Consider the following 26188-nt stretch of genomic DNA (forward strand, 5'->3'; position numbering starts at 1 on the left):
TCGGCCCCGAGCCTGTTGAATGCCCGGGCTTTAACCCGGCAATTCTGACCTGGCAAGTTTGACCTGGAGGGTGACACCATGAAGTTCCAGAACGTAATCGCGCTGGCCGTGCCGCTGATTGTGCTGGCAGGCTGTGGCGCTGAAGAATCCACTATGAAAACGCCGGAACCGGTGCCCAGCCTGATCTACAGCTACCCGGCCGATGGCCAGGCCGAGATCGCCACCCGCGCCGACCTGGTGCTGCGCTTCTCCACGCCGGTGGCGGAACCTCAACTGTTGCTGACCGAGGCCGACTCCGACCGTGCCCTCGACCATACCCTGACGGCGGTGGACGGTGGTCGTAGCTGGGTCGTTTCGCCCCGGCAACCGCTGGCACCGGTGCAACGCTACCGCCTCAGCCTGGCGGAGCCGCTGACGGTGGGCACTCAGACGCTGACGCAACTGGACGCCGACGGCGAGCTGGTGTTCACCACCCAGGCCAGCACCAGCACCATTCGCGCCCAGGCGTCCACCGCAGCCAGCTTTATGCTGGAGCGGATGATTCCGGATGGCGACCTCTACCCGGTGATGGACTTCTCCACCCTGCGGCTGACCCTGACCCAGGCCATCCACCCGGAGGCGGTGGTCTACGGCGAATCGGTGCGGCTTGAGGACAGCGCGGGCAACCTGGTGCCGGCCTACACGTTGGCTCGCGGTCGGCAGCTGGTGATCGATCCGCTGGCCGCTGACGGCAGTGGCAGTGACCAGCTCACGCCGGGCGAGAGCTATACTTTGGTGATCCGCGATCTGCCCAATCTCCATGGCGATGCACTGCTTAACCTCAGCCAGACCCTGACGCCGCGAGAATCGGGTCCCACCGAAGTGCTTTATCAGACCGCCACCACCAACAGCAGCGCCCAGGATCTGCGCTCCATCCTCAATGGCAAGCCGGTCAACGGTATTGCCCTGAGTTCGGTACTGCTGGGCCAGACCCCCAATGCCTGGCAGACCGGCGAGATGTGGGCGGAGCTGGCCTACAGCCCGAACTACCCCACCATGACCCCGCTGCGCATTCCCCGCGGCACCGTGCTCAGCAGTACCTCGCTGGACGTTAACGTGGGCGGTGTGGTGCCGTTGATGACCGCCAGTGGCGTGCAGCAGACCGGCGAGATCCGGGTCGTCATGACCACCGACGCCATCGGCTACCTCTACCGCAACCCCTTCAGCGATGCCGATGACGCGCCCCGGCACGTGCGCCTGTTCATGGATGTGTCGATGAACACCGAACACGGCCAGCCCAATGCGTCGCTGTCCCAGGACCTGATTGGGTTGGAGCTGGTGGGGGTGGCGATGATTCACGACGGCGCCCTGGAAATCGATGCCTTGAGCATGGTGCAGCCCCGGCTGCTGGGGCTGGAGGATGCGGTGGCGTCGCTGGCGTTCAATATCCGCGCTGAAACCCGCGATCGGGCCCAGGAGAATGCCCCGGCGCCGGAGGCGGATGTGACCGGGCCGGTGCTGCGCAGCTGGATGCCGGATGACACGGTGGCTGGAATGGCGGGCAGCCATCGTCCGGGCGACCCCATCACCCTGTTCTTCGATGAGCCGTTGGATCGCCAGAGCGCCCGCGCGGGATTGCGCCTGTTTGCCGATGGCGCGGAGGTTGCGGCCTTCAATGCGATCGTCGATGGCACCTCGGTGACCGTCAACCCGGTCGGTGGCCTGGAGCATGGTCGCGACTACGAGCTGCAGATCGACGGCGGACTGACCGATTTGGCCGGCAACGGCAGCCAGCAGCGCAGTGTCCGTTTCTCGCTGCCGCCGCTGATGGAACAGTCGGCATCGTCGCCGCTGGCGGTCGCCAGCTATCCCGGCTTCCCCTGTGTCACCACCGGCCTGGATCTGAACAACGGCTCCCACGGCCGCTGCGACGGCGCGCTGGATGGTAACGGGGTGCCTTACAACCAAGCGGATGAAGCCATGCCGGTGCATGACATGCCCGCCAACCGCCCGCTGATGGTGACCTTCTCCCAGACCATGGACCTGTCATCGATCCGCCTCCAGGATACTCTCAAGGTGGAGCGGATCACCGACCTGGGCAGCGGCGATGGCTCCGCCGTCACCGCAGAACCGGTCCCGGGACGGCTGGCGCTGAACCACCAGCGGCTGCATTTCTACCCGGACCAGCCCTGGCAACCGGGTGTGTACTATCGCTACACCCTGGTGTCCCAGGCCAGCGCCAGTCCGGACTGCCGTCGTGTCATCTGCTCCGCTGCCGGCCAGGCCCTGGAAACCAACGCCCTGTGGGGCCTCAGCAATCCCGGCGGGCCGGACCTGACCATCTACTTCCGCGGCGCGGCGCCCACCGACACCGTGTTCCTGCCGCTGCGCAACCTGCCGGTGCGGGACGTCAACGCCGACAACAGCATCCAGTGTGGCGTGGTGGATGAGACCAACGCCGATGGTGTGGTGATCCGAAAAACTTACGCCGAGGACTGTGCCGAGGCGCCGGACGTCACCTTCGACAGCGAGGGCGTGCCGCTGACGCCGCCCCAGGCCACTCGAGTGGTCAGCACCAGCCGTGCCGATGCCCGGGTTGGCTGTAACCGCGACCGCAAGAACATTTTCTCAAGCTGGATCGAGACCGATTGTCCGGAGCTCAAGTTCATTTACCAGACCGGGGCGCTGTATACCGAAGTGGTTGGGCCGGTGGATCCGGACAATCCCGAGGCCGGCGTGCGGGTGCTGCTGCACCCGACCCTGCTCACCACCAACTCCTTGACGGTACATGCGAAAGTGCTGACCGACCTGACCTGGGCCGAGACCCCGACCGGCAAGCAGATCATCCGCATGCGCTACGCGGAGGACGACCAGGGCAACCGCAGCGCGCTGATTCCGGGCCTGATCCGTACCGGCGACGACGGCTTCCCGGTGTTCGAGACCGACGTCAACCTGTACCTGGACGCGCCCGACCTGGAAACGCCCCTGAACCTGCCCCATAACCAGCACAGCATTCAGCTGGATCTCAACCTGCTGGGCGGGCTGACTTTCCTCGACGACGGTCGTCAGGTGATCGAGCAGTACAACCAGCAGCCCCAGATCATCCCGGTGGATGTGGCCGGTCTGGTGCAGTTCGATCTGGAGATTCCGGTCAACGGCTTGCGACTGAGCTACCTGTCGGCCCCGGTCAAGGAATTGTCAGTATTCATGGACGCTCAGTAAGCCCCAGCCCGGATTTGACGTACCTCAAGGTAGCCACCTTGATGTACGTCAAGTTCGATCGCGGGCGATGCTTGTCTCGACACGGCGCTCTCTTCTAACATGCTCGCCCTGTTTTGGTGCGTATGAGGGAAGGGCATGGGAGTCCGGAACGATCGATTGCGCTGGCAACTGGCCAGCGGTCTGCTGCGCGCTCTGCATCTGGAGCGGCTGAGCCAACGTTATAGCGAACGCACCGTGCTGGCCGGGTTCAACCTGGTCAATGGCGGCCTCAGCATCGCCCTGATCGCCCTGGTGGCGCTGCTCACCCAACAGGCGTTCATCTTTCCCTCGCTCGGCGCGACCGCCTTCATCCTGTTCCACGTCCCGCTGGCGCAGGCGGCCTCCCCCCGCAACACCTTCTGCGGCCATCTCCTTGGCGCCGTCACCGGCCTGTTCAGTCTGTATCTGTTTGGCCTGCTGCAGGCGCCTTCGGCCATCGAGACCGGGGTGAGCCTGGCTCGGGTGGGTGCGGCGGCGGTGTCGCTCGGACTGACCGGTTGTCTGATGGTGCTGTTGAGAGTCCCCCACCCGCCAGCCGGGGCCACCGCGTTGATCGTCTCGCTGGGATTGATGCCGCAGCCGACGCAGTTGCCGGTGCTGATGGCCGGGGTGGCGTTGCTGTTGGGGCAAGCGTTTGTGATCAACCGGTTGGCGGGTATTCCCTACCCATTGTGGCAAGCCGATGGGCGCCAGCGGCCAGCGTCGGTCAGCGAGCCTTCTTGAGTCGCGAGAAGGTCGCCGGCACCACCCCCAGCCAGGACGCCAGCTGGTTGTCCGGCACCCGTTGCACCAGTTCCGGATAGTCCCGCAACAGCAGCCCGTAGCGCTGCTGCGCCGACAGCGTCTGTTTGTGAAACTCGCGCATGGAAGCAGACTCCGCCAGTTCCTCGGTCAGTGCCAGGGCGAACCGGGCCCAGTGGCCCTCCCCACGCTGGCGGATGGTGGCTCGGAAGGCGTGGAAATCGGCGATCCAGAGGGTGCAGGGCGTCACCGCTGACAGGCACAGGGTATTGCGAACGGTGCGGCTACGGCCGAACACCGGCCAGATCAGGGCTCCTTCAGCGAAGAAATGATGGATGGAAATCTTGCCGGACGGCGCTTCCCGGAACAGCCGCATCACCCCATGCTGGATCAGGTAGACATTGGCCCAGGGTGCATCGTGTTGCTCCAGCGCGGTGTCGGCGGTGACCTGCTGCTTGTGAAACAGCTGGCCCAGCTCACGCAGGGGCGTCGATTCCCCGGCGCCATCGGCCCGCAGGCCGAAACTCCGTGCCAGGCCGTTGAGCAGCACCTGGTCGGCTGACGCCGTGGGATAGGCGTGTGCCGGATCTTGCCCGGTCAGCAGGCAGGGCGCGGAGGCACAGGGATTGGGTTTGTGGACGGTGGAATCTGTCATGGCGATCAAACCATACTGCGGCGGCCGACGTTGGCTCGTTCAGTATGCGACAGCCCGCTAATCCAAAAAAATGACTTAATTCGGATACTGTTATCCATAAAACCAATAATAAGCCCGGTGGCGCCCGCCCTTTTTTCCGGGTTTGAGGCGCCTGGTTTCCATATCTCTATCTCTATCTCTATCTCTATCTCTATCTCTATCTGTATCTCTAGCCATACACTGTCCATGGCTCTGTCCGGTTGGCCGGACACTGTCTGGATTGCCTGACGCAGCCGCAGTGGGGTGCGGGAGATGGGCCAGTGCTGCCCTGTGCCGGGCGGTGATGGGCCCCAGCGGCGTCTGGCAGTGTCCGGCCATCAGGACACTGTGTCCTCGCTGGTTTGTTAACCGATTGTTTTATCGGTAAAAGAAAACTTGGCACGGGATCCGCTAGGGCTTGCCAATTGCCAATTCAGACCCCCCCATATACTCTCTGGAACAGTCCGTCCTCGCGCATCGAGGGCTGGGCGGGTAAGTTGCCATGACCGAATCCTTTCCAGGCCGTAGCCAGTTTATGACCAAGCCGTACCAGCAAAATCCCAGCAGCGGACTGACCCGTGAGCTCATCGAGGTGTTGTTCCCGATGTTTGAGCAGGCCAGCGCCGGCGCCATCGCGGTCGACCGGGACAGCCGTATCACCTGGATTAACGCCAGTTATGCCAGTCTGCTGGGCCTGCCGGATCCCCAGGCGGTGATTGGCCGGGAGGTGCGTGCGGTGATTCCCCAGACCCGCATGGACGAGGTGGTAAAAACCGGCCAGCCATTGCTGCTGGACATCATGGAGCATGACACCCAGCAACTGGTGGTGACCCGACTGCCGTTCTATGACCAGGACGGCGAGATTCAGGGCGCGGTGGCCTTCGTGCTCTACGACGACCTGCAGCCGCTGACTCCGTTGGTCAGCAAGTACCGCCGCCTGCACCAGGACTTGGTGGCCGCCCGCAAGGCGCTGGCCCGCAAGACCCGGGGCACCCGCTACAGTCTCGGTGATTTTGTCGGCGCCAGCCCCGCCGCGCTGGAGGTCAAGCGGCGCGCGCGGCTGGCGTCGGGGCGGGACGTGGCGGTGTTGCTGCTGGGGGAAACCGGCACCGGCAAGGAGGTGCTGGCCCAGGCCATCCATTCGGCATCGAGCCGGGCGGAGCGGCCTTTCGTTGGCGTCAACGTCGCCGCCATTCCGGAAAACCTGCTGGAGGCGGAATTCTTCGGCGTGGCCCCCGGTGCCTACACCGGCGCCGAGCGTCGCCAGCGGGAGGGCAAGTTCCAGCTCGCCAATGGCGGCACCCTGTTTTTGGACGAGGTGGGCGACATGCCGCTGGCGCTGCAGGCCAAGCTGTTGCGGGCGCTGCAGGAGGGGGAGATCGAGCCGCTGGGATCCAACAAGGTGGTGCCGGTCAATGTCCGGGTGATCGCCGCCACCAGTCGCAATCTGGAAGCGATGATGGCCGAGGGCAGCTTCCGTTCCGATCTCTACTACCGCCTGAACGTGCTGGAAATCCCCATTCCTCCGTTGCGGGAACGGCTGCCGGACCTCGGGGTGCTGTGTGAGGCGATCCTGGAGGACCTGTGCCAGGGCCTGGAACTGCGCGGCGAGATCACCGATTCCGCGGTATCCGCGCTGGCTAGCTACGACTGGCCCGGCAATATTCGCGAATTGCGCAATGTGCTGGAACGGGCGCTGACCATGGGGGAGGACAACGGCCTGCTGGATGCCGACGCCATCTTCAAGGTGTTGCCCCGCAGCTCCGGCCGGCCGGCATCGTCGCTGGCGCCGCGACCCATCAGACCCCTGGCCCAGACCCTGGCGGCGGTGGAGGCCCAGGCGATCGAAGAGGCGCTGGTCGCCAGTCGTGGCAATCGCACCCGTGCGGCCAAGCTGTTAGGCATTTCCCGATCGGTACTCTACGAGAAATTGGCCAAACTGTCCTGAAAGCCGGACGATTGTCCCGTTTTCCGGACATCCCCTTGCGACCAATGTCTGAAGCTGTCCGAGTTTCAAGACAAAATGAATTCGCGTCCGCTCCCATCGATGTTGATATCCTTTTGTTTTTATTGAAATAGTCATGAGTGGCACGGCCCCTGCTACTGTCGGCAGGCAGGACGTCGGTACAACGCAGACAACAAAAATGGCACCTACGTTTCCTCCCGCCTTTTCTGTTTCCTGCGTGGGCTGACTACACTCAGACCAGGCCTGCGGCATTCCAGCCGACAGGCAAGAGACAACAATAAGATCAGGAGACCTTTCGATGAAACTTGCCAAGGCCATCACTGGCGTCGCCGCCGCGATCGCTCTCTCGACCGGTTCCGCCTACGCAGACAATCTGCGCTGGAAAATGCCGGTTGCCTTCGCCACCAACCTGCCGGGGCTGGGATCACCGGCCGCCTGGGTTGCCGAAAACCTCACCACCGCGTCCGACGGCAGTATCCAGGTACGGGTCTACGAACCCGGTGAACTGGTGCCGCCGTTCGATATCCTGCAATCGGTGTCCGATGGCAAGGTGTCCACCGGCTACACCTGGATCGGCTATGACCAGGGCAAGGTACCGGCGGTACCGCTGTTCGCGGCGGTGCCCTTCGGCATGAAGCCCTGGGCCTACATCGGCTGGTACTACTACGGCGGTGGCCATGACATGTTGCAGGAGGTCTACGCCAACAAGGGCTTCAACGTGCACGCCCAGCTGTGCGGCATCATCGGCCCGGAGACCGCGGGCTGGTACGCCAACAAGATCGAGACGCTGGAAGACTACGACGGCATGAAGATCCGTTTTGCCGGCCTCGGCGGCAAGGTGCTGGAGCGTCTGGGCGCGTCGGTCACCATGATGCCCGGCGGCGAGCTGTACCAGGCGCTGGAGAAAGGCACCATTGATGCCACCGAGTTTTCCATGCCCGCCATCGACCAGATCCTCGGCTTCCAGCAGGTGGTCAAATACAACCTGTTCCCGGGCTGGCACCAGCAGTTCACCGCCCAGTACCTGCTGATCAACGGCGACGAGTGGGAAGACGCCAGCGCCTCACAGAAGGCGTTGGTGGAAGCGTCCTGCACCGCCGCCACCACCCTTGGCCTGGCCGAAGGCGAGTACAAGAACGGTGCAGTGCTGGCCGGTTTCCAGGATCAAGGGGTGCAGGCCGATCAGATCCCCCGCGAAGTCCTGGAAGAGCTGAAGTCGGTGACCCAGGAGGTACTGCAGGAAGAGGCTGCCAAGGATCCCGATTTCAAACGGGTCTACGAGAGCCAGCAGGCGTTCATGGAAACCTACCGGGTCTGGGATAGCCGCGCCTACCTGCCGAGCGACCTGTAAACCCGCCAGATGGTCGCAGGTGCCGGAATCGCTCCGGTGGCTGCGACCCGAACGGATGGCCCCAGCCGGTGGCCATCCGTCGTTTGTAGTCTGAACGAGGAAACCTTCCATGACGGTGTCTGATCAAGGCTCGCCCGTGCCCGGGCATGCCTCCGTAACCGCAACCGAAGAGCTGATCCATCATCACACCGAATTGCCGGACACCCGGCTCAGCCGGTGGCTCGACGGCGTGCTGACGGCCATTGGCAAAGTGGCGTCCTGGTGCTGGGTGGTGGTCACCGGGGTGATCATCTGGGCGGTGGTGAGCCGGTACGTATTTGGCCAGGGCTCGGTACTGCTGGAGGAACTGCAGTGGCACATCGCCGGTGCCGGCTGGTTGCTGGGCCTGGCCTATACCCTGGTGAGTGACGATCATGTGCGGGTCGACGTGCTCCACGAACGCCTCAGCCTCAAGGCCCAGGGTTGGATTGAGCTGATCGGTATCCTGCTGTTGCTGCTGCCATTTCTGGTGATTTCCATCTACGAGATGGTGCCCTACGCGCTCAGTTCCTACCAGGTGGGCGAGACCAGTCCGGCGCCGGCGGGGCTGGATCAGCGCTGGATTCTCAAGGCCATCGTGGCGATTTCATTCCTGTTGATTGCCCTGGCTGCGGTGTCCCGGCTGTTCAAGGTCACCGCTTTGCTGTTCGGGTTCCCACGACCCATCCCATGCCAACCCACCCAGAAAAATAAAGGGGACACCGCCTGATGGAGCTCGAAACCCTATATGTAATCGGCATGTTCCTCACCTTTGGGGCGCTGTTGTTGACCGGGTTCCCGGTGGCCTGGGTGCTGGGCGGCACCGCGGTGATCTGGACTGTGATCGGCGTGGTGTCGGTGGAGCAGTTTGGCGCCAATCTCTGGTTCGATTACCCCTCGTCCATGGGCCTGGCTCCGGAACGGATCTGGGGCATCGTCGAGAGTGAAACCCTGGTGGCCCTGCCGATGTTCATCTTCATGGGCATCATGCTCGACCAGTCCGGCATCGCCGAGCGTCTGATGAAGAGCATGGTGAAGCTGTTCGGCGCGGTCCGGGGTGGCTATGCCGTTACCGTGATCGTGATCGGCGTGCTGCTGGCGGCCACCACCGGCATCATCGGGGCGTCGGTGGTGTTGCTGGGCATGCTGTCGCTGCCGGTGATGATGGAGAACAAATACGACAAAGGCTTTGCCGTAGGCACTGCCTGCGCCACCGGCACCCTCGGCATCCTGATTCCGCCCTCCATCATGCTGGTGTTGATGGCGGACCGGCTGGCGGTGCCGGACGCCTCGGTGGGGGACCTGTTCATGGGCGCGTTCCTGCCGGGCCTGATGCTGGGTGCCATGTATGTTGGTTACGCCATCCTGCGGCCACTGTTCCAGCCCCATCTGGCGCCGGTGCCGGCGGGTACCGTCCGGGTCAGCCCCGCGGTGATCTGGGAGGTGTTCAAGGCGGTGGTTCCCACCGCGGCGCTGATCCTTGGGGTGCTGGGCTCCATCTTCGCCGGCGTGGCCACCCCCACCGAGGCCTCGGGGGTAGGCGCCCTGGGCGCGCTGGTGTTGGCGCTGCTGTCGGGTCGGCTGACGCTGCCGGTACTCAACACCTCGCTGTTCCAGACCACCCGCACGGCGGCGTTCATCTTCGCCATCTTCCTCGGGGCCACCGCGTTTTCGGTGGTGTTGCGGGGGCTCGGTGGCGACGAGGTCATCGAGGGCGCGCTGCTGGGGCTGCCGTTCGGTCCATATGGCGTAGTACTGACCATCCTGGTGGGGGTGTTCCTGCTGGGCTTCTTTCTCGACTGGGTGGAGATCACCCTGATTATCCTGCCGCTGGTGGCGCCGGTGGTGCAGCAGCTGGGTTTTGATCTGGTGTGGTTCACCATCCTGTTTGCCATGTGCCTGCAGACCTCCTTCCTGACGCCGCCGGTGGGTTTTGCCCTGTTCTACATCAAGGGCGTGGCGCCGCCGGAGATCAAGGTCACCGACATCTACCGTGGCGTGGTGCCCTACATCCTTATCCAGCTGGTGGCGCTGGCCATCGTGTTCCTGGTGCCGGAAATTGCGACCTGGCTGCCCAGCGTGGCGTACGACTAAGGAGACTGACAAGATGCGATTACAGAACCGGACTGCCCTGATTACCGGCGGCGCCCGTGGCATTGGCCGGGCCATTGCCGAACATTTCGCCCGTGAGGGCGCCTGGGTGGCGGTCGCCGACCTGGACGGCCAGGCCGCCGCAGCCGCGGCCCGAGCCATCGAAGGCGAAGGTGGCACCGCCATGGCTGTAACCATGGATGTCACTGACGAAGCCGCGGTGGAGCAGGGTGTGGCGGCCATTGTCAACGACTGGGGCCGGCTCGATATCGCCCTGGCCAATGCCGGCGTCCAGCACATCGACCCGGTACACAAGCTGGCCTACGGCGATTGGCGCAAGGTCATCGATGTCCACCTGGGCGGCGCCTTCCTGGTGACCCGGGCCGCGCTGCAGCGGATGTACGAAAACGGCGGCGGCACCATGCTGTACATGGGCTCGGTGCACTCGCTGGAGGCGTCGCCGCTGAAATCGCCCTATGTGGCCGCCAAACATGGCATGCTGGGATTGTGCCGGGCGGTCGCCAAAGAGGGTGCCGAACATGGTGTGCGCAGCAACATCATCTGCCCGGGCTTCGTGCGCACCCCGCTGGTGGACAAGCAGATCCCGGAACAGGCCAGGGAGCTGGGCATTTCCGAGCAGGAGGTGATCAGCAAGGTGATGTTGAAGAACACGGTGAACGGCGAGTTCACCACGGTGGAAGACGTGGCGGAACTGGCCGTACACTTGGCCGCCTTCCCCTCGGCGGCGCTCACTGGGCAGTCGGTGGTGGTCAGCCACGGCTGGCACATGCAATAGGGCGTTGGCGCCGAACGGCGGTATCGATAGGAGAAAAGCATGAGCAATACCGAACAGTCATCGGTGGTGTGGGTCCCCGGCGACGAGACACTGAACACCAGCCAGATGGCACGATTCAAAGCCTGGCTGGAAGACCAGGGCAAGGGCCCGTTTGCCGATTATCACGCCCTGCACCAGTGGTCGATCGACGACCTGGAAGGCTTCTGGCAGGCGGTGTGGGATTTCTGCGGCCTGGGTTGCGAGACCCCCGCCGAGCGGGTGCTGGGCCGCCGCGATCTGCCAGGGGCGCAGTGGTTCCCGGGCATGCAGCTGAACTTCGCGGCCAATCTGCTGCGCCACGCCGACGGCGAACACGCCACCAGGGAGGCGGTAGTCGCCTACTGCGAGACCCGCCCGGTGCTGCGGCGCAGCTACGCCGAACTGAAGCGGGATGTGGGGGCGCTGGAGGCGTTCCTGCGCAGCAAGGGCATCGTGGCCGGTGACCGGGTTGCCGGGGTGGTCACCAACGGCTACGAGGCCATGGTCGGCATGCTGGCCGCCACCAGCCTGGGGGCGGTGTGGAGTTCCGCCTCGCCGGACTTTGGCACTGGCGCCATCCAGGACCGTTTCGGCCAAATCGAACCGGCCGCGCTGATCGTGGTGAATGGCTACGGCTACGGCGGCAAGGTCTTCCCCCGCCAGTCCGAATTTGCCGAGCTGGCCGCCGCCCTGCCCAGCCTGCGCTGCGTGGTCAGCGTGCAGCAGCTGCCGGAGCAGCCGCATTTGCAGGGCGAAAAGGTGACCCCGTGGGAACAGGCGTTGGCCTTCGGCGAGGGCCAGGCGCCCTCCTTTACCCCACTGCCGCCGGACCATCCGGTGTATATCCTGTACTCCTCCGGCACCACCGGCAAGCCCAAGTGCATCGTCCACGGTGCCGTTGGCCTGCTGGTCAACCACGCCAAGGAATTGATGCTCCATGGCGATGTCGGCGCGGACGACCGTTTCCTCTACTTCACCACCTGTGGCTGGATGATGTGGAACTGGCAGGCTTCCGCCCTGTTGACTGGCGCTGCGGTGATCACCGTGGACGGCTCGCCGGGCTACCCGGACCTCAATTTCCTCTGGCAGACGGTGGCGGACGAGCGGGTGACCCACTTTGGCACCAGTGCCCGCTTCATTGCCGGTTGTCGCAAGGCCGAACTGGCGCCGGCACGGGATCTGGACCAGAGTGCGCTGCGGGTGGTGTTCTCCACCGGCTCGCCGCTGCTGCCGGAGGACTACGACTGGATCTATACCGTCGGGGCTCCCAAGGCGCTGCTCGGCTCGATCGCCGGCGGCACCGATATCTGTGGCTGCTTTGTCGGTGCCACGCCGCTGCTGCCGGTGCGGCGCGGGGAGATCCAGTGTCGCTTCCTCGGGGTGGATGCGGTGGCCTATGGCGACGACGGCCAACCGGTCAGTGACGGCCGTGGCGAGCTGGTGTGTCGCCAGCCGTTGCCCTCGATGCCGGTGAGTTTCTGGAACGACGCCGATGGCGCCCGCTACCACGAGGCCTACTTCGACACCTATCCCGGTGTCTGGGCCCACGGCGATTTCATCGAATTCACCGAGCATGGCGGTGCCATCATCTATGGCCGCTCCGACGCCACCCTCAATCCGGGGGGGGTCCGTATCGGCACCGCCGAAATCTACCGTCAGGTGGAAACCGAGGCGGCGGTGAAAGACAGCCTGGTGGTGGGGCGGCAGATCGACGGTGACGTCGAAGTGGTGCTGCTGGTGGTGCCGGTGGCCGGCCACCGGCTGGACGACGAACTGGTGGCGCGGCTGCGCAAGCGGATCCGGGACGGCGCCAGCCCCCGTCACGTACCCCGGCACATCGTCTCGGTACCAGACATTCCCTACACCCGCAGCGGCAAGAAAGTGGAATTGGCGGTGGCCCGGTTGATCAACGGCGCCGCCCGTAGCGACAACCGCGACGCCCTCGCCAACCCGGAGGCACTGGACCAGATCCGTGCGGTGCTGATCGACGCCAAGCTCTTGCCCTCTTCTTGAGCATGGCAATGCCCCGCACTGGTGCCTATGCTTGGTATTGGTGCGGGGGACGCCCCCGCTTTTTCATAAGTTTTCCGAATGTTCCGAAAAAATCCGCTATTTAACCGGATTGTCACCGCCACATGGGACAATAAGTAGGTTGTTATACTAATTTCTTACTCATTGTGATGAAAAAACTGGTATCTTTGTACGCCCATCAAAAGTTCGTAATCAGTCTTTGCCCTGACCGCTCGTTCACAAGACGTCCGGTCTGGCCATGACCGTCCTGAACTCCAACACTATCCAGAGGACGAAAATGACCGCATCAAAGTCCAAGATCGTTTACACCCTGACGGATGAAGCACCGGCGCTTGCAACCCGTTCCCTGCTACCCATTCTGGAAACTTTTTCTCTGCCGGCCGGCATCGAATTCGACACCAGCGACATCTCGCTGGCGGCCCGCATCCTGGCCCAGTTCCCGGATTACCTGAGTGAAGACCAGCGGGTCCCCGATGCCTTGGCTGAGCTTGGTGAATACACCAAGGACCCGAAAGCCAACATCATCAAGCTGCCCAACATCAGTGCTTCCATTCCCCAGTTGCGTGCTGCGATCAAGGAGCTCCAGGAACAGGGCTACGAACTGCCTGAATACCTGGAGAACCCCCAGACCGATGCGGAAAAAGTGGCCAAGGCCCGTTACGCCAAGGTGCTGGGCAGTGCGGTTAACCCGGTGCTGCGGGAAGGCAACTCCGACCGTCGCGCCCCGGCCGCGGTCAAGGCCTTCGCCCGTAAGTTCCCCCACTCTATGGGTGAATGGAGCCCGGCGTCCCGTACCCACGTTGCCCACATGCGCGGCGGCGATTTTTACTCCAGCGAGCAGTCCCTGACCCTGGACAAGGCCACCAATGCCCGCATCGTGTTCGAGAACAGCCAGGGCGAGCAGACGGTGCTGAAAGACGACCTGGCCCTGCTGGAAGGCGAAGTGCTGGACGGCATGTTCATGAGCAAGAAGGCGCTGTGTCAGTTCTTCGAGGACGCCATTGCCGATTGCGAGAAAACCGGCGTGATGTTCTCCCTGCACGTCAAGGCCACCATGATGAAGATCTCCCACCCGATCGTGTTCGGTCACGCGGTGAAGATTTTCTACAAAGAGCTGTTCGACAAGTACGGTGAGCTGTTCGACGAAATCGGCGTCAACCCCAACAACGGCCTGTCCAGCGTGCTGGAGAAGATCAAGCAGCTGCCGGAGTCCAAGCAGGAGCAAATCCAGGAAGACCTGCACGCCTGTTACGAGCACCGCCCGGAAATTGCCATGGTGGATTCCGTCAAGGGCATCACCAATCTGCACGTACCGAGCGACGTCATTGTCGATGCCTCCATGCCGGCGATGATCCGTAACTCCGGCAAGATGTGGGCTCGGGATGGCAAACTGAAGGACACCAAGGCGGTCATGCCGGAGTCCACTTACGCCACCATCTACCAGGAAGTGATCAACTTCTGTAAGACCCACGGCGCCTTCGACCCCACCACCATGGGTACCGTGCCCAACGTCGGGCTGATGGCGCAGAAGGCGGAAGAATACGGCTCCCACGACAAGACCTTCGAAATGAAGGAAGACGGCATTATCCGGGTGGTCGATGCCGACGGCCGTGCGCTGATCGAACACAAGGTTGAGGAAGGCGACATCTGGCGTGCCTGTCAGACTAAGGACGAGCCGATCCGCGACTGGGTCAAGCTGGCGGTCAACCGTTCCCGCGCCAGCGGCATGCCGGCGCTGTTCTGGCTCGACGACGAGCGCGCCCACGACGCCCAGCTGATCAAGAAGGTCGAGACCTACCTGGCGGAGCTGGATACCGACGGCCTGGAAATTCTGATCAAGAGCCCGGTGCGGGCCATCCGCTGGACCATGGAGCGGTTGATTCGCGGCCTCGACACCATCTCGGTGACCGGCAACGTGCTGCGTGACTACCTCACCGACCTGTTCCCGATCCTGGAGCTGGGCACCAGCGCCAAGATGCTGTCCATCGTGCCGCTGCTGGCCGGCGGTGGCCTGTACGAAACCGGTGCTGGCGGTTCCGCGCCCAAGCACGTACAGCAGCTGCTGGAAGAGAACCACCTGCGCTGGGATTCCCTGGGTGAATTCCTCGCCATTGCCGTCTCCCTGGACGAGCTGGGCGAGAAAGAAGCCAACGCCCGCGCCCGCCTGCTGGGCCATACCCTGGACCAGGCCACCGAGCGTCTGCTGGACAACAACCAGTCCCCGTCCCGGGTGACCGGCGAGCTGGATAACCGCGGTAGCCATTTCCATTTGGCCCGCTACTGGGCGGAAGCCCTGGCCAGCCAGGACGAGGACGCCGAACTGAAGGCTTACTTCGCCAACATTTCCGAGCAGCTGGAAGCCAACAAGGACCAGATCCTCGAAGAAATGAGCGTGATCCAGGGCCACCCGGCCGAAATCGGCGGCTACTACAACGCCCCGGCCGACAAGGTGTGCGAGGTAATGCAGCCGAGCAAGACCCTCAACAAGATCCTGGCGGACGCCCGGGCGTCTGTAGCCTGACAGATCTGAGGGCCGGCTGACGGCCTGCAGGCACAAAAAAACCCGAATCACCGGCCGTGGTTCGGGTTTTTTGTGCCTGGCATGGCGTCTCTCCTTGCAGATTGCGAATCCGCTCCCGGTCGAGAGCGATCCTTACGGAAACGGTCGACTTTGGGCGGTGTTCGCCACGGCCTCAGCGCCGCAACCGCACACCCAAGGTTCCGGGTTGAGGCTGGCGTTACCGGCACGGCGGCGATAGAGTGCTATCAGAGATAAGAGGGCTATCTGACGTAAAGTGCTCGCCGGCATAAAGTGCCATCCGGTCTCTGGCATAAGGTACTCTCTGGCATCAGCTACTCTCCGACAGTAAAGTACTAGGGAGCCTCTGATTAACTCCGGATCCCCTCTGGCATTCAGAGCCATTCACAATCAAGGCGCGACTTTTTAGTTATGTCTGGACTTGGCAGTAATGTCTGGACCTTGCAAAAAGGCGCAACGCCGAGTGTGGATGGCTCTGAACGCCCCGCAGGGCGCGCTCTGAAGGCTGCACCTGCGGCGTTGCGGCTCTTGCCAAGGGCGACGGCCATTGGCGGCGATCCGCGTCTTGCATCTACAGCCTTCAGATCGCGCAGAGGCGATTCGGAGTTAATCAGAGGCTCCCTAGCAGGCAGGCCAGTGCTAACAAGTATGAAAAGGAGTTCATGATGACTCAGCTCACTGGTAAGGCACCGAATCCGAAAGTGGACGCGTTCCTGGCTAACGCCAGCCAATGGCAACAGGAGTACCGGCTACTCCGCGAGATCCTGCTCGACAGTCCGCTGGTGGAGGCGTTCAAGTGGGGAAAGCCGTGTTACGCCCTTGACGGAAAAAACGTGGTGTTGATGCACGGCTTCAAGGATTACTGTGCGCTGTTGTTTATGAAAGGCGCCTTGATTCAGGATCCTGAGCGGATTCTTGTCGCACAAACCGAGAATGTGCAATCGGCGCGGCAGATCCGGTTCACCGGGGTGGCCGACATCGCGTCGCAGGCATCTACCCTGGAGGCCTACCTGCGCGAAGCCATTGCCGTCGAAAAGGCCGGCAAAGCGGTGGACTTCAAGCCAACGAACGAGTTTCCTGTGGCCGAGGAATTCCAGAACGAACTGGATCGGAACCCGGCCTTGAAAACGGCGTTTGAGCAATTAACCCCCGGGCGGCAACGAGGCTACCTTCTCCATTTTTCGGGCGCGAAACAGTCGCGCACGCGGCAGTCGCGGGTTGAAAATTGCGTACCGAGGATTCTTGACGGCAAGGGCTTGAGCGATCGTTAATGTCCCGTCTGGCTCATTCGCTGACCTACTGATTATCTCAGAGGGTTCCGACCAAGGCGCCAGCCTGCAGATGTGGTTCCACATCCACGAGTGGCAACATCGGCTCAGAGCCCTCTGGGACAATTCCTTCAGACGCTCGGCGAATGAACTGGACGGAACACTGGGGCGGAGGGAGCCGGAGCGGGTTTTTGAAGTGACCGAATCCCCGGCATTGGATACAGTACGTCTGCGCGAAATGACTATGAGGCTAACCCTTTCAAGGAGTCGGGTGTGAAGAAAACATCGGTGCAATGCCTGGTTGCCTTGGGGGCAGCCTTGCAGCTTTGGCTCGCCTGCGGCGCCCATGCATCCATGGATGTTGCCGCCGTGGAAACCGCCTCTTACCGGTTATTGAGCCTGGCAGAGTGTCGTGCACTGAAGGCGCAGGGTGTCATCACCGACCATAATCCGGTGCCCTGCCATCGCCTGAGCAAGGTGAGCTTCAGTTATGCCAGCGACAACGGCGAGATCAAGCGCGATGGTGAATTGGTGGTGCTGGATGTGGTCGCACCGAACGTTGCGGCGATCACCGATGAGTTGCTGGCACGGCAATTTTTCATCGCCAGCGCCCGTCCCATTGAAGCCTACGGCGGCGACGACAACGCCTCGATGGCCGCTAACAACACCTCTGCGTTCAACGGCCGGCGCATTACCGGCGGCTCCGGTTGGTCGAGCCATGCCTATGGCGTCGCGATTGATCTCAACCCGGTCCAGAACCCGTTTATCGACATTCGGACTGACGGCACCGCGCAAATCCTGCCGCCGGCCAGTGCCCGCTATGCGGTCAATCGTTCCGACAGTCGTCCCAACAAAACGCCACGCTCGGGTATGGCGGAGCATGTGGCGGACCTGTTCGCCCGCCACGGTTTCTTTGTTTGGGGCGGCGACTGGAACTACCCCATTGATTACCAGCACTTCCAGGTGGGCCCGCGATCCTTTGTGCAAACCCTGGCGGCACATTCCGTGGAAGACGGTCGCGCCTTGCTGAATCGCTACATTGCCCTGTACACCGCCTGCATGGCGGAAGGCGTTAACGAGGACCCGTTCAAACGCCAGCGTGCCGGGTGTATCGAACAGGTCTTCGAGGCGATGCCATGATTGTGCCGTCGATCTCTTGCTGATGATGGGGAAAGGACGCCGCAGATGAACCGATTTGTGAAGACGCTGGGCTATCTGATGTCGGCTCTGGTCGCCCTGCTGCTCCTGGTGGTGGTGTGGTTCGGCATCAACACCTCAAAAAACATCGAACTTGCCCAGCCTTACTTCGAGGGCAGCCTGGCGACCCTGGTGACCTGGGACCTGGAACGGCTGGCGCCGATGCTGACGCCAGCCCTTTATGGCCAGTTGTCCTCCGACGACGGCCAGCGCTTTGTGCAGGCGGCCGCCAGGCTTGGGTCACTGCGGTCCTTCGAGCACTTGCAATACCTCGGCGTCAGTACCGACGTGCCTATCGCCGGCACGGTTTATGACTTGCTGGGCTTTTCCCTGCTCGCCCACTTCACTGCCGGAGACGCCCAGCTGGACATCACGCTGGCCCAGTCTGGCGACACCATCCTGGTTCACGATATTCGGGTCCGGTCAGTGCGGATGCCTGTATCGCCAGCACCGTGACGGGTTATTGAGCCGACGGCACACTAGTCCATCAGCGCTCGCAGACCGGACAGTGCAAGCTTCGAATACAGGCGGGCCATTTCCTCCTCGCCTGGCGTAAAGTCCCGTTCAATCCATTGCTTGATCAACAGAAACGAGCCCCCGGCCCAATAGTCGATCAGGTAGGTGAGCTGGTTGGGGGGCAGCCGATAGCCACCGGACTGGCGCGAGACATGCCCGACCACCCGCGCCAGATAGCCCTGGAATCGGCCCAGCAGGATCGACTGCACCGAGTCCTGTGTCAGCACCCTGCTGAACGTTTTTTCGGCGGCGAAGGTGGCGAACATCAGTCTGGCAACCGGTTCATCCACCGAGTCCGCGAGGTTCAGCTGGCCTTCGATGCGTTCGAAAAAGCGATCGAACATATCGTCGCAGTAATCCAGCAGCAGTTCTTCCTTGGAGTTGAAGTGCAGGTAAAACGTGGCACGGGCCACGCCGGCGTGTTCGACCAGCTCCTTGACCTGAATCCGCGAGAAGGGCTGCTGGGTCAACTGGCCCAGAAACGCCTGCTGGATGGCACGCTTGGCTGAAGGCATGGGCACCTCGATGGGTTCTGGGTTCTGGGTCTGGACATGGCTGTCAAGGTGTCCAGAAATGGACACCGACGCCGGTCCGTCCATGGCGTTTTGTGCGGTTGCCTTAATAATAGACACGAGTCTATTCATCGGACAACCAGACCATGAACGAGTCCATCGTCATCCCGGCCGGCGACACCGGCGAGCGCCAACGACGCCACCAATTCTCACGCTACCGCCGGATCATGGAGCATGATTTCCCCCTGGACTTCCTGATTGCCGGTGAGTTGGCCCAGTTTCAGACCTACGCCATCCCCTCGATTTCCAGACTTCTGCACCGTACCGGCCAGTATGAGATGGATGGGGTGAAGCGGCTGGACGACACCCGCGCGACCTTGACCTCGATTTTCAGCCACCCGGAAGGCAGCCGTGAACGCGCGCAGATGATTGAACACCTGAATTGGGTACACAGTCACTATTCGATCACCAACGAGGACTATCTGTACACGCTGTTGCGGCTGTTCCTGAACCCGCTTGACTGGAACGCCCGCTGGGGCTGGCGTAGCCTGACGCCGGATGAAATCGAGCTGATCAGGGCTGAAATGGTCAGCGTCGGCAAGGCCATGGGTATTGAGTTTGATCCGTGTCGTGAGCTTGAACAGCAAAGCCTGGCGTCGCTGAACCAGTGGCAGCAGGATTACCGACGCCGGCATGAGCGGTACCACCCGGCCAATCAAGCCGTCGCCCTGGGCGCCATCGAAGGCATCAAGGCGCAGTTTCCGCGCTGGGTGCGGCCGGTCATTCCTGCCGTGGTGGTCGCCCTGCTGGAGGATAAAGCGCTGCTGGCGCATCTCGGCCTGTCGCCACCCACCAGGTTGCAGACCGCGGTTGTCCGCTGTGGACTGGGGCTGTGGTGGCTGACCGGGAAGATATACCGGCCCTGGAAACGCAAACCGTTCTCAGACGGCTGGCTGGCCAACCATTACCCCAGCTACCCAGGTAACCGCCTGGACTATTGCCAGCTGGGCCCCCGGAAACTGATCAATCATCGCAACGCCACCACTGGGTGTCCGTTTCACTGAACCTGGTGCGAGTACGCCAATTCGAATCGGGCTGCTAGGCTTAATGGGAGCTGATCGGCACCGAAGTGCATGGTAAAAAACCGTATCGGGCACTTTTACTGTGACGCGTTTACTGGCAGTTTTAGCCCTCGCAGCAACAATAAGCAATGGGCAGGGAACGTAGGGTAACGGCATGATCTTGCAGATTCTGGGTGTGGTGTTTCTGATTCTCCTTCTGGCAATCGCACTGTTGGCCTGGAAGGTCTATCGGCTGGTTAGAGCGCGAGTCAATGCTGACCTCACGATGGCGATGGCCGTGCTGCCAGACCAGTCGATGGAGCTGGAGCCGTCCAGTGCTGACGACTGGGTGGAGCGGGAGCGGTTGGATTTCCAGCAACGTCAGCTCAAAATCCTTGGCGCCCATCACGTGGGCTATTTCTGTGTCCACAGCGGGTTTGCGATCATTCGGCTCTCGCTGTGGAAGGTCAAGGACTGGGCGGTGGTTGCCCTTTACGAAGCTCAGTCGTCCCAGGCCAGCGCCGAGGCCTCGTTTATCTACGAAGTCGCCGGCAAACTGAACGATGGCAGTCTGTGCATCACCTCCAATGCTCACGCGGCTTACGACAGCCGTCCCGCCGGCCATCGGATGCTGTTTGACGAGGCCGATTCCATCACTGATTTCCTGAAACGGCTAAAACAGGAGCTGACGACCGAAGGCAAAGCCATCAGAATTGCCGATCCCCGGGAATTCTTCATCGAGTGTTATGAAGACACGACCGAGTGGAGCTGGCGGGAAGAGCAGCTGACCAGCGACAGGACTCGCCAGCGACTGTCCTCGGTTGGGGTTCATGTGACGGACGAGCTGATGCAGGAACTGGTTGATCTGGGCCGGGCCTATGCGGTTGAGATTAATATCAACAAGGTGAGACGAAAGCTTGCCAGAAACACCAGGATGAGCGTTGCGCAGTGGGAAAAGGTCCGGGACCGGTTGATCATTGTGAACGAGAAAATGCAGCTTCATCACTTGCTTGAGGCCGTCTACGAGGCTGCCGGCGAGCTATCCGACACTCAGGAACAGGTACTGGACGGGTTCGAGCACAGTACACAGGAACTGGTCGACCCCATTTCCGCTTTTCAGATGCTGGTCCAGTCGATGAACCTGAAGTTACGCCGTATCGCTGCGACCAATCATCCGGTGAAATCGGAAGTCTATCTACCCCAATAACACAGGAGTACGGAGGCAGTGCGGGGGATGGCGCGGATAGCGCTTCTTTCGCCGCCTGCTCCCAAGACCCATGTCACCATCCGTTTCTGACGACACCGTCCTCAATGCGTCCTGGGCTCGTTGTTGGTCGGCACTGGGGGCTCGCGGTGACGGCGAGGCGCTGAAACAGCGACTGATCGCTGCCTACGACGAACCGCACCGGAAGTATCACAGCCGGCAACATCTGGTTGAGTGTCTGACGCTGCTGGAATCCTGCCTCGGTCTGGCGGAGGATGCCGCGGCGGTGACGGTGGCGCTGTGGTTTCACGATGCCATCTATGACGTGCAAGCGGGCGACAACGAAGCCCGCAGCGCGGCCTGGGCCGGGGAGGCATTGCGGGCCGCCGGGGTCTGCCCTGAGCGTATTGGCCGGGTCAAGGCTCTGGTGTTGGCTACCCGCCACAGCGTCTTGCCCGAGGGGATCGATCAGCAATTACTGGTGGATATCGACCTGGCCATCCTGGGCGCCACGCCGGCGCGGTTTGCCCAATACCAACGTCAGGTGCGGGAAGAATACGCTTGGGTACCGGACGCCCCTTTCCACAGCAAGCGCCGCGACATCCTAATGGCTTTTCTGGCGCGACAGCCGATCTACCGTTTGCCGCCACTGCGCAAGAAGCTCGAGTCGCAGGCCCGAGACAATCTGCGCCATGCCATTGAGACGCTCCAGGGCGCCTCGGAATGACTCCGGATCATTTCCCAACTTCGGGCAAGATCGACTAGCCTGAAAGGATTCCTGCAACCAACAAGGAGCGTCATTGTGGCCATCACCGATGCAGCGGATTGTGATCTGATCTTCTACACCAATCCCCAGTCCCGCGGCCGAATTGTCCGCTGGATGCTGGAGGAAACCGGTGTTCCTTACCGCCAGGTGCTCTTGGACTACGGCTCGCCGATGAAGGCCGACGATTACCTGGCCATCAATCCCATGGGCAAGGTGCCTGCGCTAACGCACAAGGGGCAGGTGGTGACCGAATGTGCGGCGATCTGCGCCTACCTGGCCGATGCCTTTCCGGATGCGGGCCTGGCACCGGCGCCCAACGAGCGGGCGAAGTATTACCGCTGGCTGTTCTTTGCCGCCGGACCGGTGGAGGCGGCGATGATCGACAAGGCCCGCCATGTCACCGTCAGCGCCGAGCAGCAGCGGATGGTCGGGTACGGCAGTTTCGAGCGCACGCTGGATGTGCTGGCGATGGCGGTGACCGCCTCCGACTACCTTGCCGGTGACCGCTTTTCGGCGGCGGATGTCTACGTCGGCTCCCATGTGATTTGGGGGATGCAGTTTGGCTCGATGCCCAAGCGTCCGGAATTCGAGGCCTATGCCGCCAGGCTGGCCCAGCGACCCGCACTGCAGGCGGCCCGGGCCATGGATGATCAGCTCGCAGCGTCATCCTGAGTCAGCGTTAGGCCCGGCACCGGCCCTGTTGCCGCTGCAACGCCGCGCTTTCCTGCAGACGCCGTTGTTCCCGGCCCAACAGTGCGCTGACCTTTCTCAGCTCGGCAATCTTGCGATCGACGGTGGCTTTTTTGTCGGCCATCAGCGCTGCACCCTGTTCACAGTCGATGCTGTCGGTGCGCAGGGCATCCAGTACCTGGCGGATTTCCTTGAGTGAGAAACCCAGTTCCTTGAGCTGACGGAGCATGCCCACCCGTTGTACCGCTTGCTCCGGATAATCCCGATAGTTGTTGCCCCGGCGAGCCACCTCCTGCAGCAGACCCTCTTTCTCGTAATAGCGAAGGGTATGGCGGTTCACCCCGGTGCGCCGTTCCAGCTCGGCAATGCGCATGATCGTGTCCATCGCTGAAGTGTGTTGACCTTCGAGCATACTCTATACCTTAGCGTAGTGGTGAACCCTGCCTTCACACCGCGAAAGGACACCGCTATGACCGTACTGATCACCGGCGCCACCGGCTTTATCGGACGCCATGTCTGCGCCCAGTTGACCCGAAACAATCACCGAGTCCTGGCCATGCTCCGCAACCCCCAGACGCAACTGGCGCCCCTGCGTGCCCGGGTCGAGGCACTCGGCGGCAACGCCGACTGTCTCGACGCGGTGACCGGCGACCTGGACCAGCCCGGGCTTGGTCTGCCACCGACGCTGCCGCGACTCTCGGCCATAGTACACCTGGGCGCCCGCTTTGCCTGGCAGCTGGACGCCGAAGCCGCCAGGCGCACCAACGTCACCGGCAGTCTGGCCGTGGCGGCCCTGGCTCACAGCCAGGATTGCAGGCTGGTGTTCATCAGCGGCTTTATGCTGGAGAACCGGGAACATCTTAGACGAGTGGGCATTGATCAGGAGCAGCCGGAACGAACCGACTGGTCACGGGTGTACCACCGGGTTGGCGGCTACGAGGCCAGCAAGCTGGAGGCCGCGTTCCAGGTTCGTGGCTACGCTGCGGAACACACCTTGGCGCTGGTGGAAGTACAGCCGGCCACCGTGGCCGGTCACAGCGACACCGGTGAGCTGGACGCCGCCCAGCCACTGTTTGCGCTGCTGGATAACCTGGCCCGGGGCCGGATGGCGCTGGTGCCGGGCACACCGGCGCACTGGCTGCCGCTGGTGGCGGTGGACCACCTGGCGGGGCTGATTGCCCTGGCCACCACCGCCAGCGAGCCGCCACCCCGGTTGCTGGCGTTGGACCCGGCCACCCCCAACTTGCGAGAACTGCTGGCGCTGGCGGCGGTGGGGCTGGGCCGGCGCCCGCCGCGACGGTTCATCCCGATCCCCTGGCTGGCCGCGCTGTTGCGCCTGCCGGGGCTGGCAGCCCTGATGAATACCTACCCGGAGGCGCTGCACTTCATTCAGCCCACCCGCTTCGATACCACCACAATCGCGGCCTTTGAGCGGCAACACGGCTTACTGCCACCGCCCATGGCCGAGGTTATCCGGTGCTCGGTGGCGCATTACCTGGACCGTCGCGGCGGGCGGCCATCGCCCTAAGGGTCATCTTGCTCGGTGGATTGAGGGTCTGGCGCCACTATTCATCCTATTTTAAAGCCCGGATTGCCACTTGGTGGCCCTATGCTGCCAACGGATATCGATTGGGGCGGGCATGCACCGCGCCGCCCCTAACCAACCCAAGAGATGGTGACCCGATGCGAAAACCCATTGGCTGGCTTACCCTGGCATTTTTTGTCTTCCTGCTGTGGATCATTTACCTCGCCGACACCGGTAGCACGGCGCTCATCCAGTTGGTCAGCCAAGTGCCCCATGGCGACAAGCTCGGTCATCTGCTGCTCTACGGGCTGCTGACCCTGCTATTGAATCTCGCGCTGGAGCTTCGCACAGTGAGTCTGGGCCGGCTGCGACTGTACTTCGGCACGGTTGCCGTCACCCTGTTCGCCTTGTGCGAGGAGTTGACCCAGGCCTGGTTACCGCACCGGACCCTGGACGCTCAGGATTTGCTTGCCGATGCCTTGGGCATCGCGGTGTTCAGCCTGTTGAGTCGGTGGGGCAGGCCATCCAGGTTGCCGGCGGCTTGATGGCAGAGATCGGGAGCGCCCCGGACGAGGCTGGCGCTTTATCAAAATGTTGACAGTCTGTAATATTTGCGCACGGCGGTGACCAACCGGTCCATCGCCGTACAACTTGCTAACTGGCCTAATAATTAATTTATGGAATTAACATAATGAAAAACCAAGGAATTTTGGCGGCATTGTTGGCGTCATGCTTCGCGCTGAGTGCCTGTAACGGCGGCAGCTCCAATAAGGACGATAACCCATCGACGGGGACTGAAACACCTGAGCCACAGCCGGAGACGGTGTCAGCCACCTTCGTGGACAGCAGTGTCTCCGGTTTGCAGTATCAGTGCTCCAGCTCGACGGATGTTCACCTGACCGATGCCCGTGGCGTGCTGACCTGTGAGATCGGCGATACGGTGACCTTCTTCGTGGGCAGCATCGAACTGGGTAGCACGGTGATGAACGAGGACACCGTCTTTATCACGCCGGCGACGCTGGTGGGTGACAACACCAATGAAGCCACGGACGCCGTGCTGAACATGGCCCGGCTGCTGATCAGCCTGGACATCGACCAGGATCCTTCCAACGGCATTGCCATTGATGAATCCTCCCTTCAAGACATCGGTGTCGTTCTGGAGTTTGATCAAACCAGCGAGAACTTTGAGTCGGCGGTTGAGAGCATCATGACCCAGTTGACCGATGAACTGCCCGAGGGTCCCTACACCCTGGTCGACGCCGGCGAAGCGCAAGGTCACCTGGTGTTGGGTCTGTACATCCAGTACGCCGGCCTCTATGACGGCACCGTGGATTTTGGTGATACCGTGACCCGGCTGACCTTCGTGGTGTCCCGTGAGGGCTATGCCTATGGCACCAACGAATCGGCGGACGGCATTTACGCCAATGCCGCTAATGATGAACTGGCTGGGCCGTTTGACACCCTGGGCAACTTTGAATCCTTCAAGGTAGACGGTTCCACCGGCGCGACCTATTTCGTTCCCGCCACGATCGACAACGGGGTGCTCTCGGGCACAGAAGAAAACGGCCTGGTGTCCTTCACCGCCACCCGCCAACTGATCTTTGACCCGGTCATCGACAGCGCCCTGGTGGAGCAGTTCTCGGCGTTGCTGCCGCTCACCATCCACCTCGATGACAACCGCTCCTTTTCGTTCGCCGATGAGGCCCTGGACGGATTCCCATTCGGTTTGCTCGCGGGCGGCACGCCCCATTCCGACAACGCCGCTAACGATCCCCGGTTCTGGGATATCAACGTGGCGGAAGTGGTCAGCACTAGGGACGATACCGTCCGGCTGATTGCCATCGCCATGAACGGCTTCGTACTGGATATCGCCGTGGACCTGTCTGGGGAAACGCCTTCGGTACAGGCAAACTGGACCCATGTCCATGAGGGCACGGAAGGTACCGCCACCGGTTTTGAAACCGAACATTCCTCGATTTTTTAGC

General features: G+C 62.2%; 23 protein-coding genes. 19 read left to right on the top strand and 4 right to left on the bottom strand.

Features of this window, described 5'->3' with window-relative positions:
* Positions 1 to 78 precede the first annotated feature (78 nt).
* Complete coding sequence (locus tag N6L25_RS00500; protein WP_271976983.1) at positions 79 to 3201, top strand: Ig-like domain-containing protein; 3123 nt, start codon at positions 79 to 81, stop codon at positions 3199 to 3201.
* A gap of 135 nt (positions 3202 to 3336) precedes the next feature.
* Positions 3337 to 3963: an HPP family protein gene (locus tag N6L25_RS00505; RefSeq protein ID WP_271976984.1), complete on the top strand. Its 627-nt coding sequence runs from the start codon at positions 3337 to 3339 to the stop codon at positions 3961 to 3963.
* Here the strand turns inward: N6L25_RS00505 and N6L25_RS00510 are convergent.
* Complete coding sequence (locus N6L25_RS00510) at positions 3947 to 4636, bottom strand: Crp/Fnr family transcriptional regulator (RefSeq protein WP_271976985.1); 690 nt, start codon at positions 4634 to 4636, stop codon at positions 3947 to 3949. The genes N6L25_RS00505 and N6L25_RS00510 overlap by 17 nt on opposite strands.
* A 5-nt stretch (positions 4637 to 4641) precedes the next feature.
* Positions 4642 to 4863 carry a hypothetical protein gene (locus tag N6L25_RS00515; RefSeq protein WP_271976987.1) on the bottom strand — a complete coding sequence of 74 codons (222 nt, stop codon included), beginning with the start codon at positions 4861 to 4863 and terminating at the stop codon, positions 4642 to 4644.
* A gap of 293 nt (positions 4864 to 5156) precedes the next feature.
* Between N6L25_RS00515 and N6L25_RS00520 the strand changes: the two genes are divergently transcribed.
* The 10 genes from N6L25_RS00520 to N6L25_RS00565 all read left to right on the top strand — a co-directional run bounded on the left by N6L25_RS00520 (position 5157) and on the right by N6L25_RS00565 (position 18385).
* Positions 5157 to 6602: a sigma-54 interaction domain-containing protein gene (locus N6L25_RS00520; RefSeq protein ID WP_442915188.1), complete on the top strand. Its 1446-nt coding sequence runs from the start codon at positions 5157 to 5159 to the stop codon at positions 6600 to 6602.
* A gap of 316 nt (positions 6603 to 6918) precedes the next feature.
* Complete coding sequence (locus N6L25_RS00525) at positions 6919 to 7971, top strand: TRAP transporter substrate-binding protein (protein ID WP_271976989.1); 1053 nt, start codon at positions 6919 to 6921, stop codon at positions 7969 to 7971.
* Between the two features lie 109 nt (positions 7972 to 8080).
* Positions 8081 to 8719: a TRAP transporter small permease subunit gene (locus N6L25_RS00530; RefSeq protein WP_271976990.1), complete on the top strand. Its 639-nt coding sequence runs from the start codon at positions 8081 to 8083 to the stop codon at positions 8717 to 8719.
* A complete protein-coding gene (locus tag N6L25_RS00535) occupies positions 8719 to 10083 on the top strand; it encodes a TRAP transporter large permease (RefSeq protein ID WP_271976991.1) in 1365 nt (454 codons plus the stop codon). The genes N6L25_RS00530 and N6L25_RS00535 overlap by 1 nt, the downstream gene beginning before the upstream one ends.
* A 13-nt stretch (positions 10084 to 10096) precedes the next feature.
* Positions 10097 to 10876 (top strand): 3-hydroxybutyrate dehydrogenase, encoded by a 780-nt coding sequence (locus tag N6L25_RS00540; RefSeq protein WP_271976992.1) that lies wholly within the window; start codon positions 10097 to 10099, stop codon positions 10874 to 10876.
* Positions 10877 to 10915: 39 nt separating this feature from the next.
* Positions 10916 to 12907 carry an acetoacetate--CoA ligase gene (locus tag N6L25_RS00545; protein WP_271976994.1) on the top strand — a complete coding sequence of 664 codons (1992 nt, stop codon included), beginning with the start codon at positions 10916 to 10918 and terminating at the stop codon, positions 12905 to 12907.
* 295 nt (positions 12908 to 13202) lie between these two features.
* Positions 13203 to 15446: an NADP-dependent isocitrate dehydrogenase gene (locus N6L25_RS00550; RefSeq protein ID WP_271976996.1), complete on the top strand. Its 2244-nt coding sequence runs from the start codon at positions 13203 to 13205 to the stop codon at positions 15444 to 15446.
* A gap of 719 nt (positions 15447 to 16165) precedes the next feature.
* On the top strand, positions 16166 to 16735 hold the full coding sequence (locus tag N6L25_RS00555) for a YdeI/OmpD-associated family protein (protein ID WP_271976998.1): 570 nt from the start codon (positions 16166 to 16168) through the stop codon (positions 16733 to 16735).
* A 270-nt stretch (positions 16736 to 17005) separates the two neighbouring features.
* Positions 17006 to 17872 (top strand): M15 family metallopeptidase, encoded by an 867-nt coding sequence (locus tag N6L25_RS00560; RefSeq protein ID WP_271977000.1) that lies wholly within the window; start codon positions 17006 to 17008, stop codon positions 17870 to 17872.
* Positions 17873 to 17917: 45 nt separating this feature from the next.
* Complete coding sequence (locus tag N6L25_RS00565) at positions 17918 to 18385, top strand: hypothetical protein (protein WP_271977003.1); 468 nt, start codon at positions 17918 to 17920, stop codon at positions 18383 to 18385.
* Positions 18386 to 18408: 23 nt separating this feature from the next.
* Here the strand turns inward: N6L25_RS00565 and N6L25_RS00570 are convergent, their stop codons facing one another.
* Positions 18409 to 19077 carry a TetR/AcrR family transcriptional regulator gene (locus tag N6L25_RS00570; RefSeq protein WP_271977005.1) on the bottom strand — a complete coding sequence of 223 codons (669 nt, stop codon included), beginning with the start codon at positions 19075 to 19077 and terminating at the stop codon, positions 18409 to 18411.
* Between the two features lie 26 nt (positions 19078 to 19103).
* Between N6L25_RS00570 and N6L25_RS00575 the strand changes: the two genes are divergently transcribed.
* The 4 genes from N6L25_RS00575 to N6L25_RS00590 all read left to right on the top strand — a co-directional run bounded on the left by N6L25_RS00575 (position 19104) and on the right by N6L25_RS00590 (position 22660).
* The gene (locus N6L25_RS00575) at positions 19104 to 20021 is read left to right on the top strand and encodes an oxygenase MpaB family protein (protein ID WP_271977008.1); all 918 of its coding nucleotides are present in this window, start codon (positions 19104 to 19106) and stop codon (positions 20019 to 20021) included.
* Positions 20022 to 20193: 172 nt separating this feature from the next.
* Entirely contained in the window at positions 20194 to 21225 is a 1032-nt protein-coding gene (locus tag N6L25_RS00580; RefSeq protein ID WP_271977012.1) for a hypothetical protein, read from the top strand.
* A gap of 70 nt (positions 21226 to 21295) precedes the next feature.
* Positions 21296 to 21949 (top strand): HD domain-containing protein, encoded by a 654-nt coding sequence (locus N6L25_RS00585; RefSeq protein WP_271977013.1) that lies wholly within the window; start codon positions 21296 to 21298, stop codon positions 21947 to 21949.
* Positions 21950 to 22024: 75 nt separating this feature from the next.
* Complete coding sequence (locus N6L25_RS00590) at positions 22025 to 22660, top strand: glutathione S-transferase family protein (RefSeq protein ID WP_271977014.1); 636 nt, start codon at positions 22025 to 22027, stop codon at positions 22658 to 22660.
* 7 nt (positions 22661 to 22667) lie between these two features.
* On the opposite strand, the gene N6L25_RS00595 is transcribed toward N6L25_RS00590, so the two are convergent.
* Complete coding sequence (locus tag N6L25_RS00595; protein ID WP_271977016.1) at positions 22668 to 23090, bottom strand: MerR family transcriptional regulator; 423 nt, start codon at positions 23088 to 23090, stop codon at positions 22668 to 22670.
* Positions 23091 to 23147: 57 nt separating this feature from the next.
* On the opposite strand from N6L25_RS00595, the gene N6L25_RS00600 reads away from it, so the two are divergent.
* From N6L25_RS00600 to N6L25_RS00610, 3 genes are all read left to right on the top strand, one after another.
* Positions 23148 to 24206: an SDR family oxidoreductase gene (locus tag N6L25_RS00600; RefSeq protein WP_271977017.1), complete on the top strand. Its 1059-nt coding sequence runs from the start codon at positions 23148 to 23150 to the stop codon at positions 24204 to 24206.
* A gap of 155 nt (positions 24207 to 24361) precedes the next feature.
* On the top strand, positions 24362 to 24748 hold the full coding sequence (locus N6L25_RS00605; protein ID WP_271977019.1) for a VanZ family protein: 387 nt from the start codon (positions 24362 to 24364) through the stop codon (positions 24746 to 24748).
* 146 nt (positions 24749 to 24894) lie between these two features.
* A complete protein-coding gene (locus tag N6L25_RS00610) occupies positions 24895 to 26187 on the top strand; it encodes a hypothetical protein (protein WP_271977022.1) in 1293 nt (430 codons plus the stop codon).
* Position 26188: the final 1 nt, after the last annotated feature.

The organism is Marinobacter sp. SS21 (genome assembly GCF_028369065.1).
In the GTDB taxonomy this organism is placed as follows: domain Bacteria; phylum Pseudomonadota; class Gammaproteobacteria; order Pseudomonadales; family Oleiphilaceae; genus Marinobacter.

What these genes read in the sequence shown, in the direction of transcription:
- N6L25_RS00500 (WP_271976983.1), top strand. Translation starts at nt 79, where the DNA reads ATGAAGTTCCAGAACGTAATCGCGCTGGCCGTGCCGCTGATTGTGCTG.
- N6L25_RS00505 (WP_271976984.1), top strand. Translation starts at nt 3,337, where the DNA reads ATGGGAGTCCGGAACGATCGATTGCGCTGGCAACTGGCCAGCGGTCTG.
- N6L25_RS00510 (WP_271976985.1), bottom strand. Translation starts at nt 4,636, where the DNA reads ATGACAGATTCCACCGTCCACAAACCCAATCCCTGTGCCTCCGCGCCC.
- N6L25_RS00515 (WP_271976987.1), bottom strand. Translation starts at nt 4,863, where the DNA reads ATGGACAGTGTATGGCTAGAGATACAGATAGAGATAGAGATAGAGATA.
- N6L25_RS00520 (WP_442915188.1), top strand. Translation starts at nt 5,157, where the DNA reads ATGACCGAATCCTTTCCAGGCCGTAGCCAGTTTATGACCAAGCCGTAC.
- N6L25_RS00525 (WP_271976989.1), top strand. Translation starts at nt 6,919, where the DNA reads ATGAAACTTGCCAAGGCCATCACTGGCGTCGCCGCCGCGATCGCTCTC.
- N6L25_RS00530 (WP_271976990.1), top strand. Translation starts at nt 8,081, where the DNA reads ATGACGGTGTCTGATCAAGGCTCGCCCGTGCCCGGGCATGCCTCCGTA.
- N6L25_RS00535 (WP_271976991.1), top strand. Translation starts at nt 8,719, where the DNA reads ATGGAGCTCGAAACCCTATATGTAATCGGCATGTTCCTCACCTTTGGG.
- N6L25_RS00540 (WP_271976992.1), top strand. Translation starts at nt 10,097, where the DNA reads ATGCGATTACAGAACCGGACTGCCCTGATTACCGGCGGCGCCCGTGGC.
- N6L25_RS00545 (WP_271976994.1), top strand. Translation starts at nt 10,916, where the DNA reads ATGAGCAATACCGAACAGTCATCGGTGGTGTGGGTCCCCGGCGACGAG.
- N6L25_RS00550 (WP_271976996.1), top strand. Translation starts at nt 13,203, where the DNA reads ATGACCGCATCAAAGTCCAAGATCGTTTACACCCTGACGGATGAAGCA.
- N6L25_RS00565 (WP_271977003.1), top strand. Translation starts at nt 17,918, where the DNA reads ATGAACCGATTTGTGAAGACGCTGGGCTATCTGATGTCGGCTCTGGTC.
- N6L25_RS00575 (WP_271977008.1), top strand. Translation starts at nt 19,104, where the DNA reads ATGAACGAGTCCATCGTCATCCCGGCCGGCGACACCGGCGAGCGCCAA.
- N6L25_RS00580 (WP_271977012.1), top strand. Translation starts at nt 20,194, where the DNA reads ATGATCTTGCAGATTCTGGGTGTGGTGTTTCTGATTCTCCTTCTGGCA.
- N6L25_RS00585 (WP_271977013.1), top strand. Translation starts at nt 21,296, where the DNA reads ATGTCACCATCCGTTTCTGACGACACCGTCCTCAATGCGTCCTGGGCT.
- N6L25_RS00595 (WP_271977016.1), bottom strand. Translation starts at nt 23,090, where the DNA reads ATGCTCGAAGGTCAACACACTTCAGCGATGGACACGATCATGCGCATT.
- N6L25_RS00600 (WP_271977017.1), top strand. Translation starts at nt 23,148, where the DNA reads ATGACCGTACTGATCACCGGCGCCACCGGCTTTATCGGACGCCATGTC.
- N6L25_RS00605 (WP_271977019.1), top strand. Translation starts at nt 24,362, where the DNA reads ATGCGAAAACCCATTGGCTGGCTTACCCTGGCATTTTTTGTCTTCCTG.
- N6L25_RS00610 (WP_271977022.1), top strand. Translation starts at nt 24,895, where the DNA reads ATGAAAAACCAAGGAATTTTGGCGGCATTGTTGGCGTCATGCTTCGCG.